Origin of the sequence: Gluconobacter sp. P1D12_c (assembly GCF_018812105.1) — a bacterium.
Taxonomy (GTDB): Bacteria; Pseudomonadota; Alphaproteobacteria; order Acetobacterales; family Acetobacteraceae; genus Gluconobacter; species Gluconobacter oxydans_A.
Genome location: NZ_JACSIQ010000003.1, coordinates 49,978 through 61,992 on the forward strand (window position 1 = coordinate 49,978; position 12,015 = coordinate 61,992).

The 12,015-nt window shown below is 53.0% G+C and carries 10 protein-coding genes; 3 read left to right on the plus strand and 7 right to left on the minus strand.

Annotation, left to right across the window (positions count from 1 at the left end; genetic code table 11):
- The 5 genes from KP705_RS04060 to KP705_RS04080 all read right to left on the minus strand — a co-directional run bounded on the left by KP705_RS04060 (position 1) and on the right by KP705_RS04080 (position 5,834).
- A complete protein-coding gene (locus KP705_RS04060; protein WP_252348226.1) occupies positions 1-294 on the minus strand; it encodes a hypothetical protein in 294 nt (97 codons plus the stop codon).
- Positions 291-1,754 (minus strand): PepSY domain-containing protein, encoded by a 1,464-nt coding sequence (locus KP705_RS04065; protein WP_215764093.1) that lies wholly within the window; start codon positions 1,752-1,754, stop codon positions 291-293. Before KP705_RS04065 ends, KP705_RS04060 begins: the two co-directional genes overlap by 4 nt.
- On the minus strand, positions 1,751-2,044 hold the full coding sequence (locus tag KP705_RS04070; RefSeq protein WP_046901080.1) for a hypothetical protein: 294 nt from the start codon (positions 2,042-2,044) through the stop codon (positions 1,751-1,753). The genes KP705_RS04065 and KP705_RS04070 overlap by 4 nt, the downstream gene beginning before the upstream one ends.
- Complete coding sequence (locus KP705_RS04075) at positions 2,028-4,211, minus strand: TonB-dependent siderophore receptor (RefSeq protein WP_232309217.1); 2,184 nt, start codon at positions 4,209-4,211, stop codon at positions 2,028-2,030. The genes KP705_RS04070 and KP705_RS04075 overlap by 17 nt, the downstream gene beginning before the upstream one ends.
- Before the next feature lie 174 nt (positions 4,212-4,385).
- A complete protein-coding gene (locus KP705_RS04080; RefSeq protein WP_215764094.1) occupies positions 4,386-5,834 on the minus strand; it encodes an LTA synthase family protein in 1,449 nt (482 codons plus the stop codon).
- Between the two features lie 268 nt (positions 5,835-6,102).
- Here KP705_RS04080 and KP705_RS04085 point away from each other — a divergent pair, with 268 nt between their 5' ends.
- From KP705_RS04085 to KP705_RS04095, 3 genes are read left to right on the plus strand one after another with little or no spacing between them, the layout of a single operon-like run.
- Positions 6,103-7,629 (plus strand): hypothetical protein, encoded by a 1,527-nt coding sequence (locus KP705_RS04085; protein ID WP_160298813.1) that lies wholly within the window; start codon positions 6,103-6,105, stop codon positions 7,627-7,629.
- Complete coding sequence (locus tag KP705_RS04090) at positions 7,605-8,993, plus strand: capsule biosynthesis protein (protein WP_080951470.1); 1,389 nt, start codon at positions 7,605-7,607, stop codon at positions 8,991-8,993. The genes KP705_RS04085 and KP705_RS04090 overlap by 25 nt, the downstream gene beginning before the upstream one ends.
- On the plus strand, positions 8,990-10,204 hold the full coding sequence (locus KP705_RS04095; protein ID WP_080951471.1) for a glycosyltransferase family 1 protein: 1,215 nt from the start codon (positions 8,990-8,992) through the stop codon (positions 10,202-10,204). Before KP705_RS04090 ends, KP705_RS04095 begins: the two co-directional genes overlap by 4 nt.
- Positions 10,205-10,272: 68 nt before the next feature.
- Here KP705_RS04095 and KP705_RS04100 read toward each other — a convergent pair whose 3' ends face one another.
- Positions 10,273-11,421, minus strand: coding sequence for a glycosyltransferase family 1 protein (locus KP705_RS04100; protein ID WP_046901083.1), 1,149 nt, complete (start codon positions 11,419-11,421; stop codon positions 10,273-10,275).
- 5 nt (positions 11,422-11,426) lie between these two features.
- Positions 11,427-11,960 carry a sterol desaturase family protein gene (locus tag KP705_RS04105; RefSeq protein ID WP_052750056.1) on the minus strand — a complete coding sequence of 178 codons (534 nt, stop codon included), beginning with the start codon at positions 11,958-11,960 and terminating at the stop codon, positions 11,427-11,429.
- Positions 11,961-12,015: the final 55 nt, after the last annotated feature.

The following is a 12,015-nucleotide window of genomic DNA, read 5'->3' on the forward strand; positions in this document are numbered from 1 at the left end:
CTATTTCCGGCGGGGCGGATTTTTCTTGGCGTTCAATGTCGTGCAGAGCAGGGCTGCCAGCAACATTTCTACGCTGAGCAGGCCAAGCCATGTGATGACATCAATGATGGGCGTTTGCGATCCATGGAGTTGAAGCATCAGGCTTAAACCCAGCAGTGCGAAGCCTGTCAGTCTGAGGCCGAGCAGATAGGACGCCGACGTGGCGTTTTTGAAGAAAATTCCGCTGCCGCGTGCAGAGCCTGCCGCCAGCAGCAGAATGGAGATCTGCCCACACAGAAGGGCCGCCCCCATCATGTGGATAGTCCTTTCTTGCGGTACGCAGTGATGGCCGCATAGGCAAATGCTCCCGCGAAGAGTGCGGCCGTTGCACTGGTCGCGGCGTTCACACTGCTGCTCCACGGGGAGCCTAATGCAGTTATGACCAGACAGGCGAAAGCGCAGGCAGCCAGAAGTTCGGTCCAGGCCGCTTCTGATTTGCGTGCCAGAGCGAAAACTAAGGCAAAAGCCCAGACGATGAAAACGCACTGAATTTCGTGGTTCTCTCGTCCCGGAAGACCGGCTGGGAGAATACGGTTTGCGAGAAAATAGGATGCAAATGCGAGGGGCAGTCCAGCCAGAACTCCGACATTCAGGCGTTCTGTCAGCACGTGTCCAAGATGAGGGTTGCTTCTCAGGCGTTTGATCGTCCAAAGGCGCATGCCGCTTCCGATGACGGCTGTCAGCATCAATCCGCATACAAAATAAAGCCACCTCGTCACACCGGGCGCAAAGCGTGCGACGTGAAGACCATACAGGAATGTGTAAGCACCAATGAATGGCCGCTTTTCGACATGTTCGCTGAGAAGGTGGCCGTTCGTGCCGTCAAAATTCAGGGTGTGTGATGTCGTGCTGACGGTGTTTGTGTTGCCCGATGTGATGGTAATCACTGACGCCTGATCGGTCGGATTGAAGATATAGATCTGTGCGATGCCGGCTTCACCGATACGTCTTTCTGCATCCTGAAGAATGGGCAAGATAGGCGCGAGATGGCCCGGATGGCCGCTGGGCGGACGGGCATCGAGGGCCGGATTCAGGTCCGTGTAAGTGGCCATCAGGTTATGTTTGTAAACGGCCTGGGTGCTCCACGGAAGAAGCAAGGTTCCGAGTGTAACGGCGCCTGTGAAGGAGATCATAAGGTGAAATGGTAGCGCCAGAACGCCGAGAAGATTGTGAGCGTCCAGCCAGCTTCTCTGTCCCTTCCCAGGGCGAAATGTGAAAAAATCCGCGAAGATCCTGCGGTGAATAATCACGCCGGAAATCAGGCCGACGACAAGGGCTAGCGCGGCGATGGCGGCGATCAGGCGACCAAACGGGTAGGGGAGTTGAAGCTCGAAATGGAAGCGGTAGAAAAACTCGCCGCCAAAGGTTTGTCGAATGCCGTCAGGACTGCCGGTTTGTGGGCTGAGTGCTTTCTGCAAATACACGCCCTTGGGGTCAGACCAGACCCCTAGCGTGAATGGCTCCTGCTGTGTCGGCGCATTCAGATACCAGGCCGGAGATGTCGGGGCATTCTGTGTGAGCCACTCTACGGCGTGAGCGCTTGCTTCAATGGAGGAGATACGGGTGGCGCTCAGCTCTGGCCGCATCCAGACGCTAATTTCCTGCCGGAACACGCTGAGCGTTCCAGACAGGGCAATTGCAAAAAGAACCCATCCAGTTATCAGTCCAAGGCCTGTGTGCAGCCAGGCCATGGAGGCGCGAAAATTGCTTTTCACGGCCTCCAGCCCGCTAAAAGAGCCAGTCCTCCCGTGAGGAGTGTCGCAAGCAGCGTGACGCCAAAAGCTTTGCGACCATTGGCAACACCAAAGCAGGCCATGAATGTAACCGGCCAGACCAGCAGGCCGACAAGGATACCGGCCATAGCGCAATCTGCGTGGGAGAGGGGAAGCCAGAGGCTTAGGCAGATCCCCCCAAGCGCTGACAGTGTGTATCCGCCGGGCAACGCCGCCAAGAGACGCAATGTCAGATGTCGGCGCGCCGAACCGGACTTACCAGGTGTAGCCAACGCTCGCCTGTGCGTTGCGGCGCTCTCCATAATAGCAGAATTCCTGACCGTAAGAGGCGTAAGCAAGGCAGTTTGCCACATAGTTCTTATCAAACAGGTTGCGTACACTGGCAGCAACTGTCCAGCCATGCAGTCTATGGGACAGGTTGTTGAGATCGTAGCGGATGGAGCCATCAAAGAGCGCATACTGCGGAATCCAGACGCTGCCATAGGATGCTTCGCCACCATAGGTCTTGGCAGAATATCGCATACCGCCGCCAAAGCCGAAGCCCTTCAGAGGGCCGGATGGCATTGTGTAGAAAACAAACAGGGATGAATTACCCTTGCCGGATTGCATCAGGGGCTTACCGGTTGAGTCATCACGGACTTTCTGGAAGCTGACGGATGCTGTGACCATGAGGTTTTTGTAGGGCTCAGCATGTGCTTCGAACTCGAAACCATCTGAATGAACCAGACCGCTGGCAGTGCTGTAACCCGTGTTGCCGACAGCGACCAGAACGTTGGTTTGTTCGATGTGAAAACCGGTTGCAGTCAGCAAAATGCTGGTTCCCGGAACTTGATATTTCACGCCGCCTTCAAGCTGTTTGCCTAGAGACGGGGCGGCCTGATGCATGGTCTTTCCGCCATCGCTGGACACGGCGCCAGACTGTGGTTGGAAAGATGTGGAATAGCTGATGTACGGCGCGAGGCCGAAATCAAAATGATAGAGGCCGGAGGCGCGCCAGGTAATCTGGCTGGGGCTCTGACGGCTGTCTGAATTGTAGTTGGACTCAACCTGATGGGAGCGATACCAGTCGTTGCGGATGCTGCCCGTCAGGATCAGGCGGTCCCAGCGGATCTCATCCTGCCCATAAGCGCCCACCTGATGGGAGTCCGTCCGATAGTTGACCCATGGAGACATTGGATCAATGGCCATTTTGTAGTTCGGATGAAAGACGTTCAGGTCAGGTGCCGCGCCGTAAAACCCGACTTCTGTCGCGCTCTGCTGCATGTAATCAAAGCCGAACATCAGCGTGTGCTGCAGCGGACCTGTACGGACTTTGCCTTTGAACTGGCTGTCAAATGCGAGGTTGTGGGTGCGTTCGTATGTCTCGATTGCTGAGCGGGCCAGCGTATCATCGCTGACATAATATCCCATGTCATAGACGCTGCGGTATTGGGTTTTCACATCGTCGTAACGGCCACGAGATGTGAAGCTCCAGTCATTATTGAATGTATGATTGAAGATGTAGGTGATGGCCCCTTGGCGACGATTGTATTTCTCGAAGGACGAATCACCGTCATAGAAATTTCTGGGCAGATAGCCGTATGACGCCCGCTTAAGCGAGCCTACCAATGGGACGCCACCATAAGTCCCGTTCTCAGGGTCGTACTGGTAATTTCCCAGCAACGTGAGAGTTGTTGGCCCATTCCCGCCAAAGGTCACCGCAGGGCTGATGGAAAAACGGCGGCTTCCTGTGCGGGTTAGCTGTGTGTGTTGCCCATTGACGGTGCCGTAGAGCCGGTACCGAACAAACCCATTGTCTGTTGCATACCCGCCAACATCTGCATCGACGCGATAAAGGTCGAACATGCCTCCCGTCGTATTGATCCCGCCGTAGAAGCGCTGGTCGGTGGGTAGTTTGCTGGAGAGGGCCGTCAGGCCGCCGGGGCTGGATTGGCCATACAGTGCAGAGGCGGGGCCTTTGAGAATTTCAACCCGATCCAGACGTGATGTATCGGTCTGCGCCACCGCGTATCCTGTGGGGCTGTCCTGAAGTTTCAATCCATCCAGAAACGTTGGGACGGAGAAGCCGCGGAGAGCAAACAGATCGTAACGCGTGCCAACCGCACCGCCGCGCTGGTCCGCAGTGACGCCGGCTGTATAGCGGACGGCCTGATTGAGGTTCAGAACGCCCCGAACGTCCATCTCATTACGTGTAATGACCGTGACAGACTGAGCCGTCTCGATCAGTGGCGTATCTGATTTCGTTGCAGACGTTGCCACAGTCGCCATTCTGCGGGCCCGTACGGAGATATGCTCCATTTTTGCAGGAGTGGACGCTGTTTTCCTGTTCGTATGGTTGTCTGATGGGGGTGTCGTCGTTGTCTGGTCAGCGGCGTGAGCGTGGCTGAAAACAAGGCACAAGCCGGCGATAGCGGGGGTTATTCGGGAATTGCTGGGCACGGGTCTCACGCGGTGGCTTGATGAAGAAAGCGGGACTATCATTCAAATGATAATTATTCGCAATAAGAAAATTTTGAAAATTCCACATTGCGGATAATTATTTCAGAAAGATGAATTTGGTTTGTTTTCCAAATAAATAAATCTAGGATATGCTGTTATTCAAAAATAAAAATATCAGTTTCTAAGGTTTGTTTTATATTTACCTAGTATAGACCTGTGAAGTTCTGCAGGTTTTGTATTGATGTCTGCAAAGAATGTGCTTTTTTCATGATTATGATAAGAAAGAGAAATAAAGGGCGTTGACCGTATTTTCGAAGGCGTAACGTATCCCGGAATTGAAGGGCGATGGTCGCCGAAAAATATGAGATGTGCGGGGCGCCCACAGTCACGCAATGTACGGTCCAGACTCCCCAATAAAGCGTCACCATTTTGAGCGTGGCGTTCCCAGGCCGTTAGAGCATCTGGAGCATCCAGGCGGCCGGCATCCCAAGGGCCATGATTTTCCATGGTCACGACGTAAATCAGTTCTGGCTTTTCAGCCGACACGATGCGGTCATGAAGATAGTCACCGATTGCCTTGTCGCTGGTGTAAGGCCCGGCTGTTTCAGCGTGTGCAAAATCATCTGGGCCGACAAGGGTAGTGAAGCCTAAGGCAGGCATCAGGCGATCTCGACCGTAGAACCTGAGATCGTGAGGGTGGACGAAAAGCCGTTTTTCATAAAGGGCTGCAAGCCGATTGGGTAACCCAAAGGTGCACTCATCCTGAGCCGTAAGAAAAGGGTCAAAGGCTCGAAAACCAAGCTCCTCCTCATCGCGCCCACAGAGCACAGCATATTCAGTGCGCATTGTGTAAGCGCCGAAACCGCTGACGGAGAGTGTCCCATAGTGGTTGGATATTGTCTTCAGTCGTTCAAAGTTATTGAGAGGAGCAAGCGGATGGTCAGGAACTAGATCTTTCGGGTCTGCAAAGGACTCACATTGTACGATGATTAGAAGTGGCACCGGGTCTGTGCCTGGTTCGCGTGCGGGCAGTGGCTGGGCTGGAGGGGGCGAGGATGTTGCTCTCCATCTGAGCGTGTAAATAAGCAATACCGGAAGTAGTCCGTATTGCACGATGTCTGCTTCAAGATCTGGCTGCAACATAACGCTGGAACACCAGTAAAATTTCCAGCCCGCGCCGAAGCTCAAGAGGGAGGCCAGAAGTATCAGCAACCCGGTGAAATGAGTTGCAGGTGCAGTAGAAGAGAATGCAATGACGCATCCGAAGACGAGTATTACAGCAGGTATTAATATAATCTTCAGAAAATTCGGAATGGCTGCGAGGTAAAAGCGTGGATAACGCAGGAACGAAGCAGCGACCGCCAGGTCAGAGAAAACTAAAGGCTCTCCCAGCACTCGAAACTTAATGTTGGAAGCAATGACCAAGGCTAGAAACAATGCGTCCGTGAGAACGCAGGCAACCCAAAAGCCGCCTGTTAATGCAAGTGTCGCGCCGTAAAAAGTCAGGACAGACAGGATATGAAGTGTATATCCGCGCCCGCCACAGCGATCTGGCCGAGTGAACCTGTCAAATAAGATCGAAAATACGACCGTACAAAAAAGGGAGAACAAAACGTTCTTCATAGAAACTGCGCAGAAAAAAGATAAATCATGAATTCGAAATCGGCTTTCGGATGCAGCAGGCTTTCAGTTAGAAAGCATGTCTATGAGATTTCATCCATCAAGCACAGGCTCTACGACTGACTCGGTCTTGCTCCGGCGACCGCCAAGGGCCGAGAGCAAGGATGTTGAACTAGGGTATATCTCCTCATTCTCTGATGAAAATTTAGGTCATCCGGCGGTATCGATTTTGCATGACATTCGACGTGCAAAGATTGGGGGAGCTTTCTGGTTGCCTCAGGTAGTGCTTTCCGCTGAACGCACTATTCTACTTTCGCTACCAGCCGACGCGGCTCTTGCATTGAGTCTGTGGAAGCACGTCACGGCTCAAGTAGCTGCATGGAAAATCGTCGTTCTTTCCCAGCATTTGCATCATGCCGATGAGATCAAAGCGGCAGGTGCGCTTGTTGTGTCGCAGGTGGACCCGCACAGCATTGTCGAACAGGTTGAGGAAATCTGGACAGCGGGTCGGGATGACGCAGCCCTTCTTGGTGCAGCTTATGGTCGGTTAGTGAGAATATGGTCGCCCGAAGGAGGCGAGTGCGTATTTTCCAAAACCATGGCTCTCGAATGGCTGACACAAGCCATTTCCTGGCGTAGCCCGTTCGATGGTAGGCCAATCGATCTAACCGAAGCGGTAAGGATCGTTTCTGACGACCGTCGTGCTTGGGAGCGGACGCGGGATGTGGCGGTCTGCGTTGGCATGGCATGGTGGAAACGCGAGCGTATTCGCGAGTTTTTCAATGTGAGCCGGAAGAGGATCTTTTTTCGGCATTCCATGTATGGCGCTTTAAGCGAAGCGCAACGTCGCAAAGGAATAATTGCTGCCTGGTCCAGCCGTATCCCGTCTGGACTAAGGAATAAGGCAAAAGCTCAGGGTGTGGGCATATGCCAGGTTGAAGATGGCTTTTTGCGTTCTGTTGGGCTTGGAAGTGATCTTCTCCCTCCCTGTTCTATCGTGCTCGATCGTTCGGGCATCTATTTTGATCCTTCTCGCGCCAGTGATCTTGAAAAAATTCTGGCGGAAACCTCCTTCGATGACATCCTGCGGGCTCGTGCTCGCCATTTGATTGACACACTCGTAGTGCGGAATGTCTCAAAATACGGGAGTACGGCTGACGTTGGTTCCTTGCTTTCACGTCCTGCCGGGAAGACGGTTATTCTGGTGCCGGGGCAGGTCAGTAACGATCTGTCCATTCGGTTGGGCTGTGGGGATATCAGCGACAACCTCTCCTTGCTTCGTAACGTTCGTGATCGGATGCCCGATGCGCACATTGTTTTTCGTCCTCACCCGGACGTGGATGCAGGTCATCGTCCGGGTGCAGTCAGAGATGATATCGCACTGCAGTATGCAGACGAAATCGCACGAAGTGGCCCCATGGTCTCTTTGATTGCTCAGGTAGATGAAGTTCACACTATGACGTCGCTTGCAGGTTTTGAAGCCTTGCTACGGGGGCGTTCGGTGACGACTTACGGAAATCCATTCTATGCAGGCTGGGGTTTGACGTGCGATCTTGCTCAGAGCACCGGTCGCAGGGGACGAAATCTGCAACTGGAAGAGCTTGTAGCAGGGGCGCTCATTCTCTATCCGCTTTATTTGGATCCGGTTACCCGAACACCTTGTGGCCCTGAGGTTCTTGTTGAGAGACTTTCAGACCCAACAATATGGACAACGTCTTTCACTGTGCGTTTACGAAGATTGCAAGGACGTTTGCGTAGGAAAATACAATATACATGCATGAGGATCTGGCCGAAATGAAGGCTCCGAGCGATAGCCACTTCGGCAAGGAAAATCTTAAACCTCTGACAACGCGGAATTTTCTGTTTCTACAGGGATTGATGGGGCCATTCTTCGAGCGCGTCGGAGAAGCCCTGCTGGCGGATGGCTACAAGGTTTCCAAAATTAATTTCAACGGCGGAGACAAACTTTTCTGGCGCCTCCCAGGTGGTGTTGACTACCGTGGACGCCTTGAAGATTGGCCTGGTTTTCTGCGTAACTTCATCGTGCGACGTGGAATTACGGATGTCGTTATTTTCGGAGACTGTCGCCTGCATCATATGGCTGCGGCGAAGGTCTGTGATGAACTGCAGATTCCGATGCACGTCTTTGAAGAAGGATATCTCAGACCAGACTGGGTGACTCTTGAACTTGGGGGCGTAAACGGCCACTCGCGTTTACCGCGAGATCCCGATTATTACCGCGTGGAAGCACAATTACTTCCCCCACAATTACCTCACAGCTCAGTGCCATCCTCGTTTCAAAGGCGTGCAGCGGAAGGTATTGCCTATAATACAGCCGACCTTCTGCTAAGATGGTATTTCCCGCATTGGACAAACCATCGTCCTTGGCATCCCCTTGTTGAGGGAATGGGTTGGCTGAAGCGGTTTTCGCGTCGTAAAGCCGTTGCCGAACGTACGAAGAAAGTTCTGAGCAGGCTTGAGGCCTGTAAAGCGCCATATATGCTCTTTCCCCTTCAGTTGGATGCGGATGCTCAGGTTCGTCTGCATTCGGGCTTTAGTGGGATGCAGGAGGCGATTGAATACGTCATTTCCTCCTTTGCGGCTCATGCTCCTGCGAATATGCGGCTGATCATCAAGCAGCACCCCCTGGATAATGGTTTGCGCGATTGGCGGCATATTATTGCGTGCTCCGGGCGTCATCATGGAGTGCTGGGACGGATTGGCTTTATCGAAGGTGGTGATATTGCCTTGCTGGTAAAACAGGCTGAAGGCGTCATCACAATCAATAGTACGACTGGGACATTGGCGTTGGCGGAAGGTATTCCGGTTATTACGCTGGGGCAGGCCATTTACAATATTCCCGGCATTACATACGAGGGAACACTCGACGCATTCTGGAAGATGCCGGAAAAGCCGGATATGGAGCTTTTCGCGGCATTCAGGCGCGTTCTGGTCGAATACTGTCTTGTTGCCGGTGGCTTTTTCTCAGACGAAGCCATGTCCAAACTGGTGCGGGGTGTCGTGGCAAAACTTGAACGCCATTCGCCTCAACTGTTTCAGACCCGGGCGACTGAGGAAGGGCATGAATTCTGGCATGGAATGAGCCGTCCGCTCTTGCGTCTTTCAGAAAAAGTCGCGGACGCAGTAGGGGCTCCTGAGTGAAGGAAAGTCAGGCAATACCTCCGTTTCTTCTGGATATTTCACGCCTTCTTTCCCGTTCGGGAGCAAGTGTACCAACGGGCATTGATCGGGTCGAGCTGGCCTATGCGCGATACCTGTTGGCTCATGCATCAGAGCGAACGCGCTTTTGTGCCATGCACCCAATCGGTGTGATGGGAATGATTGACCACGCCAGGGCGCAGCGGTTCATACAGGCGCTGGAACTTCAGTGGGGACAATCTGTTGCCGGCCGGCCGGCCGCACGTCTATGCGGTGCGATTAATCGTGGCCTGTTCTGGCATCGGCCTGCTGCAATGGCTCCCGGCACAATATACCTTAATGTGTCACATCATCATCTGACACGCCCTAAAGTGGTGGGTGCCTTTCTCCGGCAGACAGGTGCTCGGTGTGTGGTGATGATTCATGACCTTATTCCGATAGACTACCCGGAATATTCTCGCCCGAGAGAGCCTGCGCGGCATGAAATCCGTCTCAAGACAGTCGCACGTTATGCCGATTCCATTATTGTACCGTCGCACTACGTGAAGGAAACAGTCTGTCGACATCTGACGGAACTCTCAGTCGATATTCCAGTCCACGCAGTTCTTCACGGGGTCGATGCTCCTCACCTCCATATACGCACGATGGAACTGGATGCATCACTTCGCGATCAGCTCAAAGGACGACCCTATTTTGTATGTCTGGGCACCATTGAGCCACGTAAGAACCATCTTCTCTTGCTCAATGTTTGGCGTCGTCTTGTTGAACAGGCACCGTCCTCGGCGCCTGTACTGGTAATCGTAGGAAAGCGCGGCTGGGAGAACGAGAATATTCTTGATCTTCTAGATCGCGCTCCGGCCCTCAAGGGACATGTCATTGAGTGCCAGTCATTGCCTGACACGATGGTTCAGACCCTATTGAAAGGCAGCTCCGGGCTCCTTTTTCCATCATTTGTCGAAGGTTTCGGGCTTCCGCTTGCGGAAGCTTTGTCGCTGGGCGTGCCAGCGCTTTGTTCCGATATTCCAGTTTTACGAGAGGTCGGAGGATCTGCGGCGAGCTACCTCGATCCTCTGGACGGGCCGGCATGGTTAGACGCGATTATGCGTTACGCTACTTCAGGGTGTGATAGGACAGACCATACGTTACAGACAGAAAGCTTCTGCACCCTTTCTTGGGAAGAGAGTGTAGCGAAAGCACTTTCACTGATACAATAATCTGAAAGTATTTATCGAAATTCTATTTAAAAATAACTGCTGGATGATTGGTTTTTTATCGCGGACAATCACCTATCCAGCAGGGTTTGGTAGAATTTCTTCATGCGTAGCGCATAGGGTTCAATAGCAAAGTCCTGTGCACGTTTCCGGCCTGAAGATGAAAGAGCCGCCCATAAAGCATCGTCTTGATCGAGCGTTTTAATGCCTTCAGCCAATGCCTCTACGTTTGTGCTGTCTACAAGAAGCGCGGCAGTGCCTGAAATTTCTTCTGTTGCATGCCCAAGGCTGGTCAAAACGGGAGTGCCTAAAATCATGGCCTCCAGAATAGGCAGACCAAAGCCTTCAGCCAGAGACGGAAAAGCGACGCATCGTGCTTCTCTGATGGCGCGAACTAATGCCGGGCGGCTGCACCAGGGTAGGATCTGCACGCGCTCAGGAACTGGATGATGCTTGAGGGCGTGAAGCTCTTCGGCTCCCCCAAATCCTAAAGCGCCGATCAAGGTCAACGGGCGAGTTGTTCCGGAACGACCATGAGCTTCGATCAGTCGCCCAACATTTTTGCGACGTTCAATCGTGCCGAAGTAAAGAAATCCGTCTTTTAAACAGGGAGCCTCGACAGCTAGTGCTTCGGCCATAAGGTCTTCTGGAAAAGAAACCGACTGAGACAGCATGCTGATTTTTTCTGGAGGTAGCCCGAAAAAACGGATCAGATCCTGCCGGACCGCTTCTGAAACTGTGACAATGGCGTCTGCATTGTCACACCAGAATTTCAGGCGTCTATGAAGGCGCTTGACCGGAGTGTCGCTGAACTCAGGATGGAGCAGTGGAATAATGTCGTGGATCGTCACGACATTGGGAATGCCTGGCCACCGCATGGGAACCGGATAGGTCCAATGCATCAGATCCGGTGGCGCGTCAGCGTTTATGCAAATCGGCCTATGAAGCGTCCGGTCTCTGATTTCGGCAGTCCGATAAAGATCGTGACCAATATAGCCGTCACTTGTCTGCTGGACGCGATTATTGGGCCAAGTGCTCCGGACGAGGCGTTTGATTTTCTGCGGAAAGTTATGAACATTTGTGTGCGTGGCCATATCATCATGTAGCCACGCCGGGCGAATGCCTGCCTCGCTGTAGGCCTCTCCCAAAGTCGCCGCGTATGTTGCAACACCCGTGCCGCCAGCACGGCCCGTATTGCGGGTATCAAGTCCAATTCGCATTGGTATCAGGAAGAGCGCCCGGTCTTGGTGTGAAAGATCCGGTCCCAGACATCGTTGCTTACTGCGAAATTCTTTTCGGGCGCAGCATAGTGATGAATGAGGTGGTGACGACGCAGCTTGCGAAGAATGCCCCGCTTTGGTCGATACTGATGACAGGCATAGTGAACAAGATCGTAGGCAATATAGCCCGCAAGAAAACCGAGGAAAAATGTGGTGCCGCTATGTCCACCAAAAAAATGCGCCAAGCTCCAAAGCAAGCCAGCAAGAGGAAGGGTGACTGACAGGGGCATCATGTTGCGGAGTTTCTCTCCTGGCTCTTCATGATGATTGCCGTGGATCAGGAAGATAAACCGTTTGCCCATCTCGTGCGAAAAATCGAGGTGGAACAGGAACCGATGTCCCAGGTACTCAAAAAAAGACCAGAAGATGAGGCCCATCAGGAAAAGCACTGCAAACGGAGCAAGCGCCATCGGCATACAGTCCACACAGACAAGGGAAAATATGACGACCCAAACCGGGATGAAAACTGACAACGGCATATATGTAAGCCGTTCCAGCCAATCATTTCTGAAAAGCCTCAATGACACTCGGCAG